The sequence below is a fragment of the Aureimonas phyllosphaerae genome, assembly GCF_900113065.1.
Lineage (GTDB): Bacteria > Pseudomonadota > Alphaproteobacteria > Rhizobiales > Rhizobiaceae > Aureimonas > Aureimonas phyllosphaerae.
In genome coordinates this window covers 108,311-129,157 of record NZ_FOOA01000012.1, presented here as the reverse complement: position 1 = coordinate 129,157, position 20,847 = coordinate 108,311, and the positions used below count along the sequence as shown (strand labels likewise).

The 20,847-nt window shown below is 64.4% G+C and carries 16 protein-coding genes and 1 pseudogene; 6 read left to right on the top strand and 11 right to left on the bottom strand.

Annotated elements, in window-relative coordinates; translation table 11 throughout:
* From BM175_RS14970 to BM175_RS14955, 4 genes are all read left to right on the top strand, one after another.
* Positions 1–416, top strand: a 416-nt coding sequence (locus BM175_RS14970) for a type 2 periplasmic-binding domain-containing protein (protein ID WP_139224654.1), incomplete at its 5' end; no start/stop codon positions are given.
* Positions 417–757: 341 nt separating this feature from the next.
* On the top strand, positions 758–1,933 hold the full coding sequence (locus BM175_RS14965) for an anti-phage 6A-MBL system MBL-fold protein (protein WP_090964394.1): 1,176 nt from the start codon (positions 758–760) through the stop codon (positions 1,931–1,933).
* Between the two features lie 3 nt (positions 1,934–1,936).
* Positions 1,937–4,225: an anti-phage 6A-MBL system cap2_3 protein gene (locus BM175_RS14960; protein ID WP_090964392.1), complete on the top strand. Its 2,289-nt coding sequence runs from the start codon at positions 1,937–1,939 to the stop codon at positions 4,223–4,225.
* Positions 4,212–4,946 (top strand): hypothetical protein, encoded by a 735-nt coding sequence (locus BM175_RS14955; protein WP_090964390.1) that lies wholly within the window; start codon positions 4,212–4,214, stop codon positions 4,944–4,946. Before BM175_RS14960 ends, BM175_RS14955 begins: the two co-directional genes overlap by 14 nt.
* Positions 4,947–4,988: 42 nt before the next feature.
* On the opposite strand, the pseudogene BM175_RS14950 reads toward BM175_RS14955, so the two are convergent.
* Together BM175_RS14950 and BM175_RS14945 are read right to left on the bottom strand one after the other, a co-directional pair.
* Positions 4,989–5,588: pseudogene (locus BM175_RS14950) on the bottom strand (recombinase family protein).
* A 339-nt stretch (positions 5,589–5,927) separates the two neighbouring features.
* A complete protein-coding gene (locus BM175_RS14945) occupies positions 5,928–6,749 on the bottom strand; it encodes a metallophosphoesterase family protein (protein WP_210185798.1) in 822 nt (273 codons plus the stop codon).
* A gap of 194 nt (positions 6,750–6,943) precedes the next feature.
* On the opposite strand from BM175_RS14945, the gene BM175_RS14940 reads away from it, so the two are divergent.
* A complete protein-coding gene (locus BM175_RS14940; protein WP_090964386.1) occupies positions 6,944–7,978 on the top strand; it encodes a fatty acid desaturase in 1,035 nt (344 codons plus the stop codon).
* Between the two features lie 90 nt (positions 7,979–8,068).
* Here the strand turns inward: BM175_RS14940 and rsgA are convergent, their stop codons facing one another.
* The 9 genes from rsgA to BM175_RS14895 all read right to left on the bottom strand — a co-directional run bounded on the left by rsgA (position 8,069) and on the right by BM175_RS14895 (position 19,714).
* The gene (gene rsgA / locus BM175_RS14935; protein WP_090964384.1) at positions 8,069–9,106 is read right to left on the bottom strand and encodes a ribosome small subunit-dependent GTPase A; all 1,038 of its coding nucleotides are present in this window, start codon (positions 9,104–9,106) and stop codon (positions 8,069–8,071) included.
* Between the two features lie 456 nt (positions 9,107–9,562).
* A complete protein-coding gene (locus BM175_RS14930; protein ID WP_090964382.1) occupies positions 9,563–11,218 on the bottom strand; it encodes an ABC transporter ATP-binding protein in 1,656 nt (551 codons plus the stop codon).
* Positions 11,215–12,141, bottom strand: coding sequence for an ABC transporter permease (locus BM175_RS14925; RefSeq protein WP_090964380.1), 927 nt, complete (start codon positions 12,139–12,141; stop codon positions 11,215–11,217). Before BM175_RS14925 ends, BM175_RS14930 begins: the two co-directional genes overlap by 4 nt.
* A gap of 4 nt (positions 12,142–12,145) precedes the next feature.
* Positions 12,146–13,060: an ABC transporter permease gene (locus BM175_RS14920; protein ID WP_090964378.1), complete on the bottom strand. Its 915-nt coding sequence runs from the start codon at positions 13,058–13,060 to the stop codon at positions 12,146–12,148.
* A 73-nt stretch (positions 13,061–13,133) separates the two neighbouring features.
* The gene (locus BM175_RS14915) at positions 13,134–14,642 is read right to left on the bottom strand and encodes an ABC transporter substrate-binding protein (RefSeq protein WP_090964376.1); all 1,509 of its coding nucleotides are present in this window, start codon (positions 14,640–14,642) and stop codon (positions 13,134–13,136) included.
* 65 nt (positions 14,643–14,707) lie between these two features.
* The gene (gene kdgD / locus BM175_RS14910) at positions 14,708–15,610 is read right to left on the bottom strand and encodes a 5-dehydro-4-deoxyglucarate dehydratase (RefSeq protein WP_090964374.1); all 903 of its coding nucleotides are present in this window, start codon (positions 15,608–15,610) and stop codon (positions 14,708–14,710) included.
* A gap of 56 nt (positions 15,611–15,666) precedes the next feature.
* Complete coding sequence (locus BM175_RS14905) at positions 15,667–16,374, bottom strand: FadR/GntR family transcriptional regulator (protein WP_425285281.1); 708 nt, start codon at positions 16,372–16,374, stop codon at positions 15,667–15,669.
* Positions 16,375–16,699: 325 nt separating this feature from the next.
* On the bottom strand, positions 16,700–18,520 hold the full coding sequence (locus BM175_RS14900) for a TRAP transporter large permease subunit (RefSeq protein ID WP_425285280.1): 1,821 nt from the start codon (positions 18,518–18,520) through the stop codon (positions 16,700–16,702).
* A 141-nt stretch (positions 18,521–18,661) separates the two neighbouring features.
* Positions 18,662–19,714, bottom strand: a complete 1,053-nt coding sequence (locus BM175_RS14895) for a LacI family DNA-binding transcriptional regulator (protein WP_090964369.1) — start codon at positions 19,712–19,714, stop codon at positions 18,662–18,664.
* Between the two features lie 105 nt (positions 19,715–19,819).
* Here BM175_RS14895 and BM175_RS14890 point away from each other — a divergent pair, with 105 nt between their 5' ends.
* Complete coding sequence (locus BM175_RS14890) at positions 19,820–20,836, top strand: TRAP transporter substrate-binding protein (protein ID WP_090964367.1); 1,017 nt, start codon at positions 19,820–19,822, stop codon at positions 20,834–20,836.
* Positions 20,837–20,847 lie beyond the last annotated feature (11 nt).

Here is a 20,847-nt window from a genome sequence, read left to right as displayed (position 1 = left end):
CGCCGAAGGCGTCGACCATCGCCGGCTGGGACGACGTTCGCGGCCAGGCGATCACGGTGACCCGCGGCACGACGCAGGACACCGAACTGACGGGCCTCGCCTCGGAGAAGGGTTTCACCGTCACCCGCTACGACGACGACGCCACGATGGTGACGGCGGCCGTCAGCGGCCAAGCCAAGATGGTGGCGACCTCCGCGACGCTTGTGAACCAGATCGGCCAGCGCAACCCGGACCTCGCCTACGAGCCGAAGTTCGTGATCCGCACCTTCGATCTCGCCATCGGACTTCGCAAGAACGAGCCCGAACTGAAGGCCAAGCTCGACGAATGGGTCGCAGCCAACCTCAAGAACGGCAAGCTCAACGAGATCTACCAGCGCTTTCACGGCTCCGCCCTGCCGGCGGAGATGCTGCAGTAGAAAAAACACGCGGGGCGATCGCGTGCCCGTTCGCCCCGCGCGCTCAACTTCCGCTCTGCGCCCATCTCAGACGCTACGAGTCATGTTTCTATCGCCTGGAAGCAGACCCTTAGAGAGGCGGAGCCGATCCGACGCGCGAAGCTTACCCCTAGACAAGCACCAACGCGGGCGCTTGGGCGATCTACAGGCAGGAAGAAGAAGGTGAGCATCCCGCTTGTCGACCGCTCAGATGTTGCGCGGCGCCAATCCATATATCGAAAATCCTACACATAGACCCCCCACATCTTGTGCCTGTTGGCCGCGATCCCCATATATGTGCTTCTGAAAGCTGGAGGCATGAAATGGCATACCTCACCTTCTTCCCCGTCGGGAACGGCGATATGGCGTTGATTCAGCTCGACAACGGCCAGAACGTCCTAATCGATATCAACATCCGGGCGGCAGCGGACAACCCGGACGATAGCACGTACGACGTCGCGAAGGATCTGAAGGACCGCCTACCTCGTGACGAGCAGGGCAGGCTCTATGTCGACGCGTTTCTTGTCTCCCACCCTGATGCAGACCACGTCACCGGCTTGAGTACGCATTTTCATCTCGGCTCTCCCGACGATTTTCCCCTCGGGAACAAGAACCTCATTCTCATCCGTGAAATGTGGTCGTCACCGATCGTGTTTCGTCGGGCTAGCACGCAGCATAAGCTTTGCGAGGAAGCCAAGGCGTGGGCTTCTGAGGCTCGTCGGAGGGTTCGACGGTTTCGCGAGGATGGACTGGCGACGGAGAATGGAGATCGCATCCTTATCCTCGGCAAAGATAAGGACGGGAAAACCGACGATCTGGGCGATATCCTGATCGAATGCAAAGAGCTCATCACGCAGGTCAACCGCGTGCAGTCGGGTGAACTAGAGGGAAGGCTCCTTGCCCCAATTTATTTCGAGGACGAGGACGATCCCCTCCTTAACGAGATCGAGAAGAACAACTCCTCCGTCATTACGCGTTTTTCCATCTCAGCTGACGGCTACAAGGAAAAGTGCCTCTTCCTTTCCGGAGGCGATGCTGGCGTTGCGATCTGGAAGCGACTTTGGGAACGCCATTCGGGCGATGGAACGACCGATTGGCTCCAGTACGACATCATGGAAACGCCGCATCATTGTTCATGGCGGACGTTGAGCTTCGACCGCTGGTCTCAGCTCGGTGAGGCAGTCAAAGTTTGCCCGGAGGCTCGAGACGCGCTTGGGCAAGGCCGAGAGGGCTCCGTCATCGTGGCGAGTTGCAAGCCCATCAAAAAGGACGATGCGAACCCGCCGCATGAGCGGGCCAAACGCGAATACCTTTCCATGGTTGGCGAGGATAAGGATCGCTTTCTATGCACGGAAGAGGTGCGCGATAAGGAGGACAGACCTGTGGAGTTCAAGATCAGCCACAGGGGTACGCAGCGCACCTTGAAGCTCGCGGCCACGGTCGGCGCATCAGCGGCCGGGGTTAGCGCGGTTTCAACGACTGCACGCGGACATGGGTGAGAAATGTCTGCGGCGGACCTGCAGCGGCACGCTGACCATTTCCAGCGTGTCGTAACCGGTCACCCTCAGTGTCTTGCTGCGGGTATTGAAGAAATCAGTGCTCTGAGCGCACGTTTGTACGTCGACGTCGATGTCGAGATGACGCTTATCGAACGGGCGCGTGGCGTCAGTTCGAATGGGGTGTTCAAAGTCGAACGGGTTTGGGTCGTTCTGACGAACGCCTATCCTTGGCGAGAACCGACGTTCCGCTTCCGGCGAGATTTCCCTAGGAATCTTCCGCACCTGTATCCTGGATCTGCAGACGATGAGCCTGCACCCTGTCTCGTCGACGGAGCTGCGGGAGAATACTTCAACCAGTTCGGCATGCTCGAGTTGGGGATCGTCTATCTATTTGATCAGTTAGCCGTTTGGCTCGCTCGTGCCGCCGAAGGCACCTTGATGAATGAGGCTCAAGGGTGGGAGCCCACCATTCGCTACCAGGCTAGCGGCGCCCTTATTGCGGAGACGGATTATGTCCGGCAACGTGTTGGTAAGGACGCCGGGTGGACCGCCTTGAAGGCTGGGTTCCATCGATTTGGTCGGCAGGATGCCGTTCTCGGCCCTGACGTGGAAGTCTTTTTTGATGTTGAGAATGAGCCGACTGCGCTTTTTGCGGCGACGAAGAAGCGACCTGTTCAGTTGTGGTCGCCGTCTTCTGAACGGTCATATGGTACAACAGTCGTCGGCATTTTCTGGAGCGGCCGACAGCCTGATGGTCGGTCCCTCGTGGCTTCCCAGTTCCTCCCGGAAACAATCACTTCCATTGCCGATTTAACAGCTCGAGCGGACCAATTTGGGTTTCGAAGCCAGTTTCGATCGTTCGTTGATGGTCTCGAGCGAATGTTGGCGGACCAGAGCTGCGACTATCCCATCCCAATCGGAATCGTCTTCTGCGCCCGTCGGCCGTTTGATTTGATGGATCGGCGGACACCCATCGAACTCCTGCCATATGCCATCGAAGTCCGCCCCAAAGTTGGGCGCTCGACCTTGTTCGACGGGGAGAATGGCCTTCATTCTGCGCCGATACGAGTCTTGGAGAAGACGTCGCCCGCTCTTCTCAGGGAAGTGGCCAACGAGCGCGAGCGGGCTGCGACCGCCCTGATCGGTTGCGGCAGTGTGGGATCGAAGATTGCGCTGCACCTCGCGAGGGCCGGAATTCCGGTCTCGGCTGTGACCGACAAGAGCAACCTTCTACCGCACAACATGGCTCGATATGGACCCGTTGCAGGACCGCTCCCACAGCCGAAGGCTGACGTAATAGCCGAGAACCTCCGAAACCTTGGTCAGTCGCCTTCAGTCCATCGTGGCGATGTTCTTGTTGGTCTCGCGGACGACAGCATTTGGAAGGAAGTTGCGCCGCGCCATGCTGAGACGGTGATCAATTCCACCGCATCTCTTCTCGTACGTGAGGCACTCAGCCTTACGTCCATTGAGCGCTTCCCCCCGCGAGTTTCTGAAGTCGCACTGTTTGGACGTGGTGAGGGGTGCTTCGTCCTTTACGAAGGGCAGGGGCGAAACCCGAACCTGGTCGATCTAATGGCCGTGCTTACAGGAGCCGCAGCACCTCATGAGAGTGCTTTGCTGTTCGACGAAGAGCATGGCCTTGCGCAGGTTCAGATTGGTCAAGGTTGTGGATCTTTGACTATGCCTATGTCGGATGCTCGTTTGTCATCAATGACAGCGATCGCGACAGAGGAAATTCTGGATCGATGGGAAGAGCGTGAGGGTGGGGGGCACGTCGCGATTTGCGTTCGGGATCGCACGACGTCAAACCTCACCTGGCGGCGCTTGGCCGTTCCGCCCTTGATTGAGATACCGGTCACGGGGGCAGAATGGAGAGTTCGGGTGACGGTTGAAGTGGTCGACCGCATTCGAGCCGAAGCCGCAGCCTACACGGATGTGGAGACTGGCGGCCTTCTCATCGGGAGCTGCAGTGCTCGCATGAGGACGATCACTATCGTCGATACCTTACCCGCCCCCCCCGACAGCACGAGAAGCGCGGCGAAGTTCGTTCTAGGAACCGAGGGGGCCCAAGCCGCTATTCGAGACAGACATCAACGCAGTGGCGGCGGCCTGCTCGATGTCGGCACATGGCATAGCCATCTCGTGGACGTTGGACCTTCAAACCTTGATCGCGATACAGCGCGACAGTTGGCGGATGAAAGGGCTCCTCCCGCCATCCTCCTGATCGTCACGCCAACGGATTTCCATTGCATCATGGGAACGGAAGAGGGAGCTAATGGAATTCCTTGACGCCTACTCGATTCGAGCCCGTCTTTTCCCCGCGATCCTGACGATTGCCCCTGCAGTGGCTCTTGCGCTGCTCGCCACGAACTGGACTGACCCCGGCCTTTCTGAAATCGTCTCTACGGTCGGGATCGCAGTTCTTTTCTTCGCGGCGGCGGATTTGGCGCGCCGCATGGGTAGACGACGAGAGCGTCAGCTTTTCGCTGAGACGGGCGGCAAGCCATACAACACCGAGCTTTGCCATGACAATTCCACGCTCGTGAAAGGCATGCGTGACCGCTACCGCACCTTCATCGCCCGTAAAATAAACCAAGCGCCGCTATCGGAAGACGACGAAAGGCAGAACCCGAAAGCTGCACGCGATTTCTATGATGAGTGTTTCTTCTGGCTGCGGGAGAACACACGCGATACGGAGCGTTTCAAGCTACTGTTCCACGAGAACGTCAGCTATGGCTTTAGACGCAATCTTCTCGGGCTGAAACCCATTGGCATACTCCTAAATATACTTGTATTCGCGTTGGCTGCCGCTATCGTTTGGCTTGAGCCCGGGTTTGCCAGCTTGAGTGATGGAAAGCTCGTCTTCCTGGCTATTTTCTCACTCATCCACGCCATGTTTTTCATTTTCGGCGTAAGCCAGTCCAGCGTTCTGGATGCATCTAGGACGTACGCACGGCAGCTCGCCCTCAGCACCGAGACGCTGATAAGCTCTGAGAACAAGGCAGGCTGACGCTTCCTAATCTGCGGTTTGCGAAGCACCTTGAGCGCACTGTTACCGTGTAAGCTTCGCGAGAAGGGCCCGACTGCATCCGGTTGCGCTCACGACCTGGTTCCAGGTCCGCCCATCTTGGCGCATAGCCGCGATAGCCGCATTACGCGACGAGTCCGCGGGGCGGCCATTGTAGAGCCCAGCAGCGTTCGCCCGGGCAGTACCTTTCGACTGGCGCCGGCGGCGATCCTCATAGTCCTTGCGCGCGACGGCCGCGAGGACGTCGAGCATTATGTTGTTCACCGCCGAAAACATCCGTCTTGTGAACTCGTCCTACGGCGCAGCGAGGTTCCACGACGTCGGCAGATCAAGCGCTACGATGCGGACCTGCTTGGCGTCGATCTCGGCCCGCAGTTTCATCCAGTCGGGAGAGGTGAGGCGGGACAAGCGGTCGACCTGTTCGACAAGGAGGACGTCGCCGGGCTCGCAGTCGGCGAGGAGACCGAACAGCTTAGGTCGATCGAGCTTCGCGCCGCTCTCGTTCTCAATGTAGCGGGCCGCGATGCGCAATCCCCGCTCGGCCGCGAAGCCGTCGAGCGCCCCTCGAGCTCGTGATTCGTCCTGCTGCTAGGCGGAAACCCGAAGGTAGGCGCGCCCGAACATAGCTTGATCCGTTTTGGATCGTCTCTTTGTGTTCGGTCCTTTTCACTCGGTCAAAGCGCGCTTACAAGACCGGGTGCGACCCGGTCCTCGAAAGGCATACTTCAGCGGACTGTCGGGCAGCCTTGCGATTTGCTGAGGTCCGGTCTGTGAACGGAATGGCAGCTATCATCCTCGTCTGTCCGAAAGCTGCCTGTCAGCTATCGGCCCGCAAACGTCGATCTACTGGCATACGCCCGCAGATCAGCCTGAGTTACGCCCCAGCAAGAACTCACCCGAGCGACGTTGGAGGAGAAATCACACCCTGATACGATCTTGAGGCCCCAGTCGGCCACTTCCGCTTCAAACGTCGCTGAGCTGTTGGAGGTCCGCCAGACCGATGCGGCCTTCGAGGTAATCGCACTGTGCCTGCAGCGCGATCGGTGACGCCACCCGGCCATGCACGATGGCCCGCAGCTCAAACTCCCGCACGACGGCACTGCGGTCCGGCTCGCCGACTGCCTGAAGGAAGCTGATCTCCGGACCATCGATGACCGCAGCCGTCAGAATGCCCGATTGAAAGGCGCCGGTGTCGATGGAGATGCGGTTCGCAGTTACAATGGGCAGATCGCCGATGATCGTGTGCCCATGCACCACCCGGCGCGGCAGCGGTCCGTCGTAGTCGAGAAATTCATGCCGAATCCAGAGGAGATCCTGTTCGGCCTGCAGGTCGAGCGCGACCCCCGGCCTGATCCCCGCATGCACGAAAAGATGCGTGCCGTCGTCGTGCGTCAGGGGAAGGCCCGCGAGAAATTCCGCATGGCGATTGAGCGTTGGATCCGAATCGCGGGCCGACTGACGATCGAGCCCATAGCTGACGACCGTGTGCCAGTAGAGAAGCCATGCCCAGTCCGGCAACCCTTCGCCCAGTGTGATGGCTCGGACGAACAGATCGTCGTGATTGCCGCGCAAGCAGACGAATTCGTCCTGCGAACGCTTCGGACCTGCCATCAGGCGCTCGATGACCCCGCGAGAATCCGCTCCGCGATCGACGTAATCGCCGGTGAAGACGATCCTGGCACGTACGCCACGGGCCTCCGCGTCGCCCTCGACCTTGCCGAGGAGATCTTCGAGGAGATCGAGGCGACCGTGAATGTCCCCGATTGCATAAGTGACAGTGTGCATGCGTGTCGCTCTACAGACCGCCATCCCAGGGTGCAACTTCAAAGGGCCTCGCCCCTTCGGTCACGGCCGTTCCCTCCTGTTTGGGCTCGGCGACGCGACATGGCTCGCGATCTCGTTGATTGCCTGCGTCCCGTCGCCATGCGACGAGGACGCCGACCCGGTCGCCTTCAGGGTCTCACCTTTGGATCGATCGATTGTCATTTCCGCATGTCGCGCCTGGACGCAGCGTCCAGCGCTCGCCCTTGAGCCTCGACGAGGCCGAGATCCGCCGCTTGTCGCGTCACTGCCTTCGCTACCGCGATGCCGACGACCGTATGGCCTGGATCCAGCTCAGTACGACGCTCGGTCTGTTCTTTCTAGCGGCGGGACTGATGCTGTATGGAGCGGCATCGGGCGCCTACGCGCTTCTCGCGCTGTTTCTTCCCGCCGGTGGATTTCTCGTCCGCTTGTTCGGCGTTCAGCACGACTGCGGCCACAACTCGTTCTTCGCATCCAGGAACACCAACCGTCTCGTCGGGCGCCTCCTCAGCGTCTTCACCCTGACGCCCTTCGGCTACTGGAGCCGCTCGCACGCCGTACATCATACGACGGCGGGCGATCTCGGGCGGCGCGGGATCGGCGATGTCGACACCTTGACGGTCGACGAATACGCGGCGCTGCCGCGCGGTGCGAAGTTGCGCTACCGCATCTATCGTCACCCCTTGTTTCTCCACGTGCTCGGCCCCCCGCTCTATTTCATCCTGTTGCAGCGCTCGCCCTTCGGGCAGGCGCTCCCCGTTCAGGATGCCTGGCGCAGCATCATGGGGCTGAACCTTGCTCTCTTGCTCGTCTACGGCGGTCTGGTCGCTGCGTTCGGCGTTGCCGCAGTCGCTCTGGCGGTGCTACCAACGGCCCTTCTCGCATCCTGGGTCGGCGGCTGGCTCTTCTTCGTGCAGCACCAGTTCGAGGACACGCATTGGGAACCGTCGGATGAGTGGACCCTGCAGCGCGCGGCGCTCAGCGGCAGCTCCTACTACGTGATGCCGAAGGTCCTGCAGTGGTTCACCGGCAATATCGGGCTCCACCACATCCACCATCTGAACCCGCGGATCCCCAATTACCGCCTGCAGTCGTGCCTCGACGACGAGCCGGCGCTCGGAACGCTGTCGCGCTTGACGATCCGCGAGAGCCTCCAGTGCATCGGATTGGCCTTGTGGGACCCCGCCCGGCGGAAACTCGTCGCGTTCTGAGGCCGGGGCCGCTCGTGCGGGCGCGATGATGACGCTCGCACGAACCTTCCCCCGTGAAAGCCCGCGCAACGGGCAGTCTCGGGAGGGTTCTCAGCGCTGCTTGCCGCGGCCTCTGCCGGCCTGACCGCCTGCACCTCGAGGCTTCGTCCGGTCGTTCTGCACAGTCTCGTTCTGGAGAAGACGCCAGCGCTCCAGGCGCTGAGGATCGATGCTGCCCTCCGTCACGGCCGCCCGCACCGCGCAGCCGGGCTCATGCGCGTGGATACAGTCGCGAAAGCGGCAACGGGCCGCGAGTTCCGTGATCTCGGCGAACAGAACGTCCAACCCGTCGGCGAGGTCGCTGACCTGCAGGCTGCGGATGCCGGGCGTATCGATCACCCAGCCGCCACCCAGGATGGGGTGGAGCGAGCGGGCTGTCGTCGTGTGACGCCCCTTGGCGTCCTGCTCCCGGATGGCCCCCGTTTCCTGTGGCGGCTCCTCGGTCGCGCCGACCAGCGTGTTCACGAGCGTCGATTTGCCGGCACCTGACGAGCCGACCAGCGCGATCGTCTGCCCGTGTCCGCACCAGCGCGCGAGCGAGGCGACGGTCTGCGCCGCATTGGGATGGATCGCCACGACGTCGAGGCCTCGTTGCAGGGCACGGGCCCCGTCCTCGTAGAACGAGAGGTCGTCGGCCAGATCGGCTTTGGTCAGGACGATCATGGGTTCGATCCCTGCCTGATTGGACCATGCCAGATACCTCTCCAAGCGGGCCGGATTGAAGTCGAGGTTGCACGATGTGACGATAAAGAGCGTGTCGATGTTGGCCCCGCCCAGCTGGGGGGCGCTGCCGCCCGACGCGCGACGCTCGATCACTGACCGGCGTTCGAGGCGCCGATAGAGATGCGCCGTCACGGGATCGAGGAGGACAAAGTCGCCGACGGCGAACTGACTGGTCTCGATGTTTGGCCCAAGCACCGGCTCGACGACCCCGCGCGTCGACAGGGCGGTCAGCCGAGAGCGATGAACCCGAGAGATGCGCACCGGCTCGAGATCCGCATCGTTCGGCCCGAGTTGGTCCGCAAAGAATGCGCTCCAACCCAGCGCGTCGAGGGTCTCGTGCTCGGCGCGCTGTTCCGGCGCGTTCAATGGCAGGCTCGATACGGGACAGCCAGCGAGTTCGGGTTCTCAACCGCGTGGTCAACGCCCAATGCCATGTTGTCTCGTTCCCATTCGCTGCTCGCCTGGTTCCACCGGCTTCCCGCACCATCCCCTGCATAAGCGTGCTTGCCTGACGCGAACAGTTGAATGTCAGCTTTCTCGCTTGAGGTGCACAGCAGTCGACGTTTCGCTTCCGGCCCTGTCACGCCGTCCTGCGGCGGCAAAGCTGGGTGAAGAGGCGACAGTCCGCATCGGGATGGTCTGAACCCGAAGCTGACGAACCTCATGTAAAAGCAGCGCCAGCATCATGCACGTTAACCGATCCCCACTGCCGATTAGCGTCCGAGCCGCGCAGCTAGCTTGGGCCACTTCATTCGAGCCGCTGTCTTACGAGCCAAGAGCAGTCTTCAGCGGTTCCAATGTGAAACACGGTTGATGGCTGGCTCAATAGCCGTCGAAAGCAGCTATTGCCGTTTCCCATTTTGGCCTGGGCGAAGATGACAGAAGCGTCCGAGTGTACTCGTGGCGGGGATTCGCGAACAAGGTTTCGGTATCCGCCTCCTCAACGACCTTGCCGCCGCGCATGACGATGATGCGGTCGGCGAAGTTCCGGACCACCGGCAGGTCGTGGGTGATGAAGACGTAGGCGAGGCCCAGGCGGTCGCGAAGGTCGGCCAGGAGGTCGATCACCTGCATCTGGACCGACACGTCGAGCGCGGAGACGGCTTCGTCGCAGACGATGAGTTCGGGATCGCAGGCGAGCGCGCGGGCGATCGCGATGCGCTGGCGCTGTCCGCCGGAAAACTGATGCGGGTGACGGCCCGCCCAGTCCGGGTTCAGGCCGACGAGGTCGAGGAGCTCTCGCACGCGGGCGCGCCACTGCGCCTTCGGCAGGATGTCGCCGTGAATGCGCCAGGGCTCCGAAATGATCGCCTCGACGGTCATGCGCGGGTTCATCGAGCCGTAGGGGTCCTGAAAGACCATCTGCACCTTGCGGCGCAGCGCCAAGAGCTCCGCCCCCTCCAGGTCATAGATGTCCGCGCCGCGGAACAGGGCCCGGCCGGCGGTCGGGTCGACGAGCCGGAGCAGCATCTTGGCGACGCTGGACTTGCCCGATCCAGACTCGCCGACGATGCCGAGCGTCTCGCCGCGCCCGACTCGGAACGACACGTCCTCCACCGCCGCCACGCTTCGCGGCGCGGCGAAGAGCCCGCTGGTGACCTGATAGACCTTCGTGAGCCCTTGGACGTCGAGAAGCGTCTCCGCGGCCGGCGCCCTGGAGCGACGGCCGCCCTCGCCGTCGTGCGAGGGGATCGCGGCCATCAGCCGGCGCGTGTAGTCGTCGCCGGGCCGCGTAAAGACGGCACGCGCCTCGCCCTCCTCGACGATGCGCCCGCGCCGCATGACGATGACGCGATCGGCCATCGAGGCGGCGACTTCGAGATCGTGGGTGATCATCACCAGCGCCATGCCGAACTCGCGCTGGAGATCGGTCAGAAGTTCGAGGATCTGCGCCTGGACGGAAACGTCGAGCGCGGTGGTCGGCTCGTCGGCGATCAGGAGGGAAGGGCCGAGGGCGATCGCCATCGCGATCATGATGCGCTGGCGCTGCCCACCCGAGAACTCGTGCGGATAGCGGTCGAAGCGCGCCTCGGGGTCCGGGATGCCGACCCGGCCGAAAAGCTCGATGCCGCGCCGCCGTGCCTCGGCCCCGTCGCAGACGCGATGGGCGCGGAACACCTCGCAGATCTGGGCGCCGACGGTATAGACCGGGTTCAGATGGGCGAGGGGGTCCTGGAAGATCATCGCGATCTTGCGGCCGTTGATCTGCCGCCGCTCCTCGGGCGTCATCGCGGCGAGGTCCCGGCCCTCGAACAGGATCTGCCCCGAGACGATCTCGGCCGGCGGCGTGTCGAGGATGTCGAGCACGGTGGAGGAGCTGACGCTCTTGCCCGAGCCGCTCTCGCCGAGGATGCACAGGGTCTCGCCGCGCCGCACCCGGAGGCTGACGCCGTCCACCGCGCGCACCGGCGCTTCGTCCGACAGGAAGTCGACGGTCAGGTCGCGGATCTCGAGAACAGGAGGGTCGATCGCGGTCATTTCGGCGCTCTCCTCAGCGACTGGAGCCGCCAACGCTGGTGGGGGTCGGAGGCGACGCGCGCCCAGCTCGCGACGATGTTGAGCGACAGCGTCGTCAGCATGATCAGGAGGCCCGGCCAGAAGGCGATCCACCACGCGGTCTGCAGGTAGCCGCGCCCGGTGGCCACCATCGCGCCCCAGGTGAAGGCCGGCGGCTGGATGCCGAGGCCGAGGAAGCTCAGCGCCGACTCCGCCAGGATCACGGCGGCGAAGTCGATCGCGCCGATGGTGACGAGCGTCGGGATGGTAAGCGGCGCGATGTGGCGGAACAGGATGCGCCCGTGGCCGGCGCCCATCGAGCGCGCCGCCTGCACGAACATGCGCTCACGCAGCTCCAGCACCTCCGCGCGCGTGGTGCGCAGGTAGATCGGCACCCGCGTGACGGCGAGGACGATGATGAGGTTGGTGACGCTCGGGCCGAGGAGATAGAGGACGATCAGCGCGAGGAGCAGCGACGGGAAGCTCATGATGACGTCGGCGACGCGCATGATGCCTTGAGCGAACCAGCGCCGCGAATAGCCCGCCACGAGCCCGAGGCAGCCGCCCAGGACCATCGAGCCGAGGACCGCTGCCGCCGCGATGCCGAGCGTCGTGCCGGCACCGACGAGAAGGCGCGCGAGCATCGGCCGGCCGAGTGTGTCGGCGCCGAGCACGTAGAGCCAGCCGGCATCGAGCGTGAAGGGCGCGAGGTTGCGCTGGCGAAGGCCCGGGCGCGTGGCTGCCGCGTCGAGAAGGAACGGCGACAGCACGGCGGCCACCGCCAGCACGAGAAGGAACAGGACGGCGGCGAAGGCCAGCTTGTCTCGCCGCAGCCATGCGGCCCAGGTGCCGAGCCGCGCCGTGCGGGACGCCGGCCGATCGAGTGTGGTGGTGATCTCGCTCATGGGGTCAGTACCGGATGCGCGGGTCGAGCGCGGCGTAAAGGAGGTCGATCAGGATGTTCAGGAGGAAGATCGCGCAGGCGGTGACGAGGATCGTGCTCTGGACCACGGCGAAGTCGCGCTGGACGATGGAATCGATCATCAGCTTGCCGATGCCGGGCCAGCCGAAGATCGTCTCCACCACCACCGCCCCGTTGACGAGGCTGGCGGCCAGATCGCCCGCCACGGTGACGACCGGCAGCATCGAGTTGCGCAGGCCGTGGCGCAGCAGGATCGAACGGGGGGAAAGGCCCTTGGCCTTGGCGGTCTTGACGTGCGGCTGGGCGAGCACGCCGATCATCGTGCCGCGCACCACCTGGACCAGGAGGCCGAAGGGGCGCAGCGTCAGGACGGCCACCGGCAGGATCCAGTAGGCGAGGCCCCCGGTGCCCGACGTCGGCAGAAGGCCGAGGCCGACCGAGAAGACGAGGACGCCGACGATCGCCACCCAGAAGTCCGGGGCGCTGGCGCCTGCCAGCGAGACGAAGCTCGACAGGCGATCGAACCAGCCGCCGGGCCGGGCCGCCGCGAGCGCGCCCACCACGAGCGCCAGCGAGAAGGACAGGAGGATGGCGAAGAACGCGAGTTGAAGCGTACGCGGGAACGCCTCCAGCGCGACCTCCATCGCCGGACGGTTCTGCCGGAGCGACATGCCGAAATCGAGGCGGAGGAGATCGCCGAGATAGGCGAAGAACTGGGAGACCACGGGTTGGTCGAAGCCGTTCAGGCGGTTGAATTCCTGGCGCGCCTCCAGCGAGGAGTCGAGCGGCAGGAACAGGGCCGCGGGATCGCCCGTCAGGCGCGTCAGCACGAAGACGAGGACCAGGAGACCGAGGATGGAGACCGCGCTGTTGAAGGCGCGCTTGACGATGAAGCCGAGCATGGGATGTGTCCGTCCTGAAAATGCGACGGTCGACCGGAGGGCGGAAAGCCGCCCCCCGGCACGGGACCTACAGCTATTTGAAGCGGATCTGCGCGAGCGGGATCTCGCTGTTGGTGGCGAGGCTCGGACGCCAGTCGATGCGAGGGCCGACGGCGGTGTAGCCGATCATGTGGAACATCGGCACGTCGGCGGCGATATCGTCGTGGACCTTGCCAAAGACCGCGCGGAACTTCTGTCCGCGCTCGTCGCCGGTCGCCGAGAGCGCCGTGTCGATCTCGGCGTCCATCGCCGGGTCGTTCAGCGTTGAGTAGCTGCCCGACGAACGGTAGAGCAGCGGCACGGTGAAGGCGGCGTCGCCCTTGTTGTTGTCGTGCTGGATCTGGAGAAGCGTCGGGCCGCGCTCGGCCGGAAACGGCTTCTGGAGGTAGCGGGTCCAGTCAGCCACGTCGAGCATGGTCAGCTTCACGTTGAAGCCGGCATCGTTCCACATGGCCATCATGGCTTCCATGGCCTCGGTGCCGTTGGGATAGATGCCATTGCGCCCGACGAGGTTGATCTCGGTGTCGACCGGCACGCCGGCAGCGCGGGCTTCCTTCAGAAGCTTGGCCGCCCCGTCGGGATCGAAGGCCCAGGGCTTCAGGTCCTTGTCGTGTCCGTTGATGCCGGGCGGCACCATCTGCGAGGCGCGCAACGCCTCGTCGCCGAAGAGGCCTGCCATCCCGTCCCAGTCGATCGCCATGTTGAGCGCCTTGCGCACGCGCGCGTCGTCGAGCGGGGGATAGTCCATGTCGATGCGGACCGCCGTCGTCTCCGAGTTGAGGTAGGAGACGTCACGGGCGGGGTCGGTTGCGTCCTGGAGCGCGATCGTCGGCGTCAGGTCGGCCTCGCCCGTCTGGATCATCGCGATCCGCAGCGAGGACTCGCCGCGCCAGACATAGGTGGCCTTCGTCACCGTCGGCGCCTCGCCCCAATAGCTGTCGGAGCGCTCGAGGACGATGCGCTCGGGGCTCGCCTCCTTCAGCCCATAGGGTCCGGTGCCGACCGGCGCGTTTGTCGCCTGCGTGGCCGGAGTCTTGGGCGAGACGATCATCGCCACGCTGATAAGCGTCGGCAGGATCGGCTGCGGCTGCGTGGACTTCACGTCGACGGTGGTGGGATCGACAACCTCAACGGTGATCGTGTCGTTGCCGAACTTGGCGAGGTTGTTGCAGGTGAAGGCTTTGGACGTCATGCGGTCGATCGAGAACTTGACCGCCTCGGCGTCGAAGGTCTCGCCGTCCTGGAACTTGACGCCCTCGCGCAGTTTGAAGCGCCAGGTCAGCGGTTCGACCTGTTCCCAGGACGCCGCAAGCTTGGGATCGACCGAGCCGTCGGCCGGATCCACCACCGTCAAGGTCTCGGTGATGTTCTGGCTGAGCACCTGCCCGACATCGGTCAGGATCGAGCCGCAGGGCTCAAGGTTGCTCGGCTGCTCCGGCAGGACGATGGTGATCTCGCCGGCCGCCCCTTGCGCGAGGGCGGGCTGGGCGACCGTGCCGGCAAGGGCCGCAAGGGCCATCCCGGCGATCGTGGTTGTCCTCATGATGATCCTCCCGTTCGTGTCGTCAGGTTCAGGACGGCCAGCGCCTCCCGCGCGGCCGCTCAGGTTCAGGCATTCCGCTCGATCAGGGCGGCCAGCATGCCGCGCTCCTCGTCGGTGAGGTCGGTCAGCGGTGGGCGCACCGGACCGGGCGCTTGGCCGACGATGGCCGCGCCCGCCTTGATGATCGAGACGGCATAGCCAGTCTGGCGGTCGCGGATGGCGGCGAAGGGGTAGAAGAAGTCCTTCAGGATCGCTTCCATCGTGGCGCGGTCGCCCGCGCGCATCGCCTTGAAGAAGCGCACGGCGAGCGCCGGCACGAAGTTGAACACGGCCGAGGAATAGGTCGTCACGCCCGCCGCGTTGAAGGCTTCCGCGAAGAGCTCGTGCGTCGGCATGCCGCCGATGTAGCAGAGCCGGTCGCCGAGCTTGGCGGAGATCTCACGCACCAGCGAAATCTGGCCCGTGCCGTCCTTGAAGCCGATGAGGTTCGGGCAGGCGTCGGCAAGGCGCGCCAGCGTGTCGGCGTTCACGACGGAGTTGGAACGGTTGTAGACGACAACGCCGAGGTCCGTCGCCTGGCACACCGCCTTGATGTGGCGGAAGAGTCCTTCCTGCGGCGCGCCGATCAGGTAGTGCGGAAGGAGAAGAAGGCCGTCCGCGCCCGCCGCCGCGGCGCGCCGGGCGACGTCCTTGGCCAGCTCCGTGCCGTAGCCGCAGCCCGTGACGATTGGCACCGCCCCGGAGGCGTCCTTGGCCGCGCGCGTGACGTTGCCGACCTCCTCGGGCGACAGCGAGAAGAACTCGCCTGTTCCTCCGGCGGCGAACAGCACGCTGGCCTCGAAACCCGAAAGCCATTCGACGTGGCGCCGATAGGTGTCGAGGCTGAGTGCCCCATCGGCGTCGAAGTGGGTGACGGGGAAGGACAGGAGGCCGGAGGACAGGGCGACCTTGAGGTCATCGGGAGACATTGCAGCTCACATCATACGACTCGATGGGGTAGTCGTATGATGACAAAGCGTCGGGGTCAATCTATCTTTTCGGAAGGACGGGTCCGGGTCAGCGCGCGGTAGCGCTTGATACCGCCCTGGAGGTGATGACGCATCGCCTCCCTGGCGCCCTCGGGGTCGCGACCCGAGATCGCGTCACCGACCGCCTCGTGTTCCTTCAGGATGATGCGGTCGCGATTGGGAAGGGGGTCAACGCCGCCCATCACCGTCCGGAACTTCACGCGCGGGATGATCCGCTTGCCGATGTGCTCCAGAAAGGTCTGGAAGCGCGTGTTGTTCGTCGCCTTGGCAATGGCCATGTGGAACGCGAAGTCGGCCTCGTCGGTCGGCTCGCCGCGTTCCACCCGTTCGCGAAACTCGTCGATGAGCGACAGTATCTCCGCCTCCTGCGCGGGAGACGAGCGCATAGCCGCAAGGCCGGCGGCTTCGACCTCGACCCCGATGCGCAGTTCCAGTTCCTCGATGATGTCCGAGATCTTGTCGGTCGCCTGTCGGAAGAGCTCCAACTCCGCGCTCGGCCGCTTTGGGCCGATCACGAAGACGCCGACGCCGTGCCGCGAGTCGACCAGGCCGTCGGCACGAAGCGCCGCGATCGCTTCCCGGATCACCGTCCGGCTGTAGCCGAAGCGGGACACGAGGACCGGTTCGGTGGGCAGTTGATCACCCGGCGCATAATCGCCGTCCTCGATCTGCTGACGCAAAACTTCGGTGACGATCTCCCGCAGGGGGCGGGACTGGGTTGCGACGCGTGCTCGAGCCAAATGCGCTTCCGCCACAATGCGGCGGCCTCCATGAGCGAGCTATAACAGAGGCCCGCACGTCATCATATGACTGGCATTGGTTTGTGTCTATCGCTGTGCGAAGAATGCGGGAGCTTTGGAAGACAAAGCAGTCGGCTGCCTTTGGACGCTGCGGGCCATCAAAGCTGCGCCGCGATTGAATCGTTGTTCCACGTCTGCTGTCTCGCCGATCGACGGTCTGGCCGGGTCTTAAGCGGAGCGACGGCTTTCCGCCGGACAAATCCGAAAGCCGGCTGTCAGCTTGCGGCTCTCAAAGGTATCCAATCGAGAACGCAGGCACCACGGCGATAAGGAGTAGGCCGACGAAGAGGGCCGCAATGTAAGGCCAGATCGCGCCCATCGCCTCGTCGGGCGACACGCTGCCGATCTTGCAGGCGATATAGAAGCCGACCCCGATCGGCGGGGCCATGAGGCCGATGTTCATGGCCGTCACCACGACCATCGAATAGTGGATGTCGTGGATGCCGAGGTTCTTGGCGATGGGAAACATGATCGGAGCCATGAGCACGAGCGCGGGTAGCCCTTCCAGCACGCATCCAAGCGCCATGAACACCGCGATCGTGACCAGCATGTAGGTGAGCCAGCCGCCGGGGAGATCGGTGACGAGCGCAGCCATGTGGAACGCAAACCCGGTCTGCGTCAGGGTCCAGGCCATGGCCGAGGCGGTGCCGAGGATCAGGAGGATGGCGCCCGACAAAGCGGCGGTCTCGACCAGCATGGCGTACATTTTCCGGGGACGGATGCCGCCGTAGAGGACGGCCCCGATCACCAGCGCGTAGAGGACGGCAATGGTCGAGACTTCCGTGGCGGTCGCCACGCCGCTCCCGACGGCCGAGCGGATCAGGAAGGGCAGGACGAGCGCCGGCGCCGCAACGAGGGCGGCCTTGCCGACCGTTCTCATCGGCGCGCGGCGGATGCCCTCCATCGCCTCGCCGCGCGCCTTCCAGCGGGCAAGAATTGCGAGCACCGCAAGCAGTACCATGGCGATCACGAAACCGGAGGTGAATAGCCCGGCGATCGAAACGCCGGCGACCGATCCGAGCACGATCAGCACGATCGAAGGGGGCACCGTGTCGGCCATCGCAGCGCCGGTGGCGAGCAGCGCGATCATCTCCTTGGGCTTATGGCCGCGCCGCTTCATTTCCGGAAACAGGGCGGGCGCCACCGTCGCCATGTCGGACACCTTGGAGCCTGAAATACCGGACACCAGGAACAACGAGCCGAGAAGGACGTAACTCATGCCGGCCTTCACATGGCCGAGAAGCGACGCCAGGAACTCGACGATCGCGCGGCCCATGCCGGTGGCATCGAGGATGCAGCCGAGCAGCACGAAGATCGGCACCGAGATCAGGATCAGTGCGGACATGCCCTCGTCCATCCGCCCGATCATCACCATGGTCGGAATGGACGTCGTGAAGGTGAGGAAGGCGAGCGCGCCGAGGCCGAAGCAGAAGGCGATGGGCACGCCGAGCGCCAGGAACACGGCGACGAAGCCGACAAGGAAAACCAGGATGTTGCCGTAGCCGAACGATGCGAGGCCGGGGGAAAAGACCCAGAGTGCTGCGAGAACGAGGCCGATCGCAGCGAGGCAACCCGCGACATTCATCGGCGTCCCCGAGCGGAACGCGTCGCGCAGAACAAGAAGCAGCATGAGGCCGATGCCGACGGGGAGAGCGGCGACGCGCCAACCCATCGGGATGTTGAGCGCCGCCGAGGTGAGATAGGATTCCTCCACCACGTATTCGATGGCCGGCTCCAGAAGGGCCGCGAGAAAGGTTGCGACGAGCAGCAGGCCGAGCGTCGAAGCGAGCCCCCGGAGCCGCTCGGGCAGCATGTTGAGAAAGATCGTCAGCCGCAGATGCTCGGCCCGGTCGATGGCGATCGCGGAGCCCAGCATGGCCAGCCACAGGAACGCGATCGAGGCCGCCTCGTCGATCCAGACCACGGGAATGGAGAAGACGTAGCGCGACACGACGCCCATCAGAAGAAGCCCGATGATGCCGACGAGCAGAAGCGCGGCGACCGCTTCCACGGGCCGCATCAGCGGCGAGCCGGAGCGCACCTCCAGCATCTCCTCGGCCAGGGCCCCGTAGGTCGTCTCGTCCGTGTGCGCCAGCGACATCGCGGCCTCCTCCCGATGGGTCGATGCGGCCCCTCGGCCGCTTGAATTTTCGTCGGCGCCGGGGCGGTCCTCCTCCGCCCCTGCCCCCCCTCAAGGCAGGTTCTCGCGGAACACGACCTCAATTCGCATGGTCGCGCCCGCCGCCTCGGCCGGCCGGCCGGCGCGCATGTCGGCGAAGATCGCCGCGCAACGGCGCACCGTGTCCTCGGCGCTTTGGGTGATCACCGCGTCCATCGTGCCATCCACCAGGTATTCCCGCGTGTCGGGCGTCAGCCCGTGGCCGACGAAGACGATGTCGCGCTCGCGTCGCGCGTCCTTCAACGCCCGCCCGACGCCGGACGCGCCGCCGCCGATATTATAGATGCCGGCGAGATCGGGATGCTGCGACAGGAGCATGCGCATCTGCCGATGGTTCAACGCCTCGTCGTCCTGCCCCTCGCGCAGGCCGACCACCTCGATGCCCGGATGCTCCTCCTGCAGGAGGTCGAGGAAGCCCATCTCGCGCTCGCCATGGGCACGGTAGCCGAGGCTGCCGGCGATCATCGCGACCTTGGCGGGGCGCCGTGTGATGAAGCGGGCGAGGAGATAGGCCGCCATCCGCCCGGCCGCGCGGTTGTCGAGGCCGAGATAGGCGGTTCGACCGGGGCTCGCGACATCGGAAATGAGGGTGACAACGGGCACGCCGGCCGCGCCGATGCGCGTCACGGCCTCGCGCACGACGGGGTGCTCGATGCCCATGAAGGCGATGCCGGCGGCGGACTTGGCGTGCTTCTGGAGCGCCTTGGCGAGAAGCTCGGGGTTGAAGGAGCGGATGTGCTCCACCGTCGGGCGCAGCGACAGGCGGTCGAACTGGGGCGCCATCTCGGTGATCTGCCGGCCGAGCTGCGTGAGGTAGCGGTTGGTGCCCTCCGGCAGAAGGAACACGATCTGCCCCTTGGGCACCACGTCGCGCGCGCGCTCGTCGCTCTCGTCGACGTAGCCGAGCTCGGCCGCCGCCTGCATGACGCGGCGGGTCGTGAGCGCCTTGACGCCGGCGCGTCCGTTCAGCACCCGATCCACCGTCGCGGTGGAGACGTCGGCGAGCCGGGCCACGTCGGTGATGGTGGCGCGCCGCCGCACGGATCCGTCTTCGATCACGCTCATCTAATTACATCATTTCACATCAAAATCATGATTTGACCCAATCATTGGTATGATCGATTTTGCATGGAGGGAAGCCCAAATCGATCCCTGGGGAGGAAAACCGACATGACGCTCACCCGACGCACGCTGCTGCAGGGCCTCGCCGCCGTTCCGGCCGCCGCCACGCTCTTCTCGATCCCGCGCTATGCCCATGCCGCCGAGATCACGCTGCGCTACGGCAACAACCTGCCGCTCAGCCACCCGCTCAACATCCGCGCCAAGGAAGCCGCCGACCGCATCGCCAAGGAGAGCGACGGCCGCGTCGAGATGCAGATCTTCCCGGCGAACCAGCTCGGCGGCGACACGGACATGCTGTCCCAGGTCCGCAACGGCGCGCTGACCTTCTTCACGCCGTCGGCGCTCGTGATCGCGACCCTGGTGCCGGTCGCGGCGATCAATGCCGTCGGTTTCGCCTTTTCCGACTACGACCAGGTCTGGGCGGCGATGGACGGGCCGGTCGGCGCTCACGTGCGCAAGGCCATCGAGGGCTCGCGACTCCATGCGCTGGAAACGATGTGGGACAACGGCTTCCGCCAGATGACCACGAGCGGCGAGCCCATCACGTCCGCGGCCTCGCTTTCGGGCCTCAAGATCCGCGTGCCGGTCTCGCCGATCAGCATTTCCATGTTCTCGGGGCTCGGCGCCGCGCCGGCCAGCCTTCAGTTCTCCGAGGTCTACACGGCGCTCCAGACCAAGGTCGTTGACGCGCAGGAAAACCCGCTGCCGATCATCCAGGTCGCCAAGCTCTACGAGGTGCAGTCCTCCTGCGCGCGCACCAACCACATCTGGGACGGCTACTGGTTCATCGCCAACGGCCGGCAGTGGTCGGACATGCCCGACGACGTGAAGGAGATCGTCTCGCGCGCCATCAACGAGGCGGGCCTCCAGCAGCGCGCGGACATCAAGGCGCTGAACGCTTCCGTCGAGGCGGACCTCTCGGGCAAGGGCCTGACGTTCAACGAGGCCGATACCGAAAGCTTCCGCGCCAAGCTGCGCGAGGCCGGTTTCTACGGCGAGTGGAAGGAAAAGTTCGGCGAGGAAGCGTGGGGCCACCTCGAAAGCGCCGTCGGCACGCTCGCCTGACCGGCCGGGCG

What these genes read in the sequence shown, in the direction of transcription:
- BM175_RS14965 (WP_090964394.1), top strand. Translation starts at nt 758, where the DNA reads ATGGCATACCTCACCTTCTTCCCCGTCGGGAACGGCGATATGGCGTTG.
- BM175_RS14960 (WP_090964392.1), top strand. Translation starts at nt 1,937, where the DNA reads ATGTCTGCGGCGGACCTGCAGCGGCACGCTGACCATTTCCAGCGTGTC.
- BM175_RS14955 (WP_090964390.1), top strand. Translation starts at nt 4,212, where the DNA reads ATGGAATTCCTTGACGCCTACTCGATTCGAGCCCGTCTTTTCCCCGCG.
- BM175_RS14945 (WP_210185798.1), bottom strand. Translation starts at nt 6,749, where the DNA reads ATGCACACTGTCACTTATGCAATCGGGGACATTCACGGTCGCCTCGAT.
- BM175_RS14930 (WP_090964382.1), bottom strand. Translation starts at nt 11,218, where the DNA reads ATGACCGCGATCGACCCTCCTGTTCTCGAGATCCGCGACCTGACCGTC.
- BM175_RS14925 (WP_090964380.1), bottom strand. Translation starts at nt 12,141, where the DNA reads ATGAGCGAGATCACCACCACACTCGATCGGCCGGCGTCCCGCACGGCG.
- BM175_RS14920 (WP_090964378.1), bottom strand. Translation starts at nt 13,060, where the DNA reads ATGCTCGGCTTCATCGTCAAGCGCGCCTTCAACAGCGCGGTCTCCATC.
- BM175_RS14915 (WP_090964376.1), bottom strand. Translation starts at nt 14,642, where the DNA reads ATGAGGACAACCACGATCGCCGGGATGGCCCTTGCGGCCCTTGCCGGC.
- kdgD (WP_090964374.1), bottom strand. Translation starts at nt 15,610, where the DNA reads ATGTCTCCCGATGACCTCAAGGTCGCCCTGTCCTCCGGCCTCCTGTCC.
- BM175_RS14900 (WP_425285280.1), bottom strand. Translation starts at nt 18,520, where the DNA reads ATGCTGGAGGTGCGCTCCGGCTCGCCGCTGATGCGGCCCGTGGAAGCG.
- BM175_RS14895 (WP_090964369.1), bottom strand. Translation starts at nt 19,714, where the DNA reads ATGAGCGTGATCGAAGACGGATCCGTGCGGCGGCGCGCCACCATCACC.
- BM175_RS14890 (WP_090964367.1), top strand. Translation starts at nt 19,820, where the DNA reads ATGACGCTCACCCGACGCACGCTGCTGCAGGGCCTCGCCGCCGTTCCG.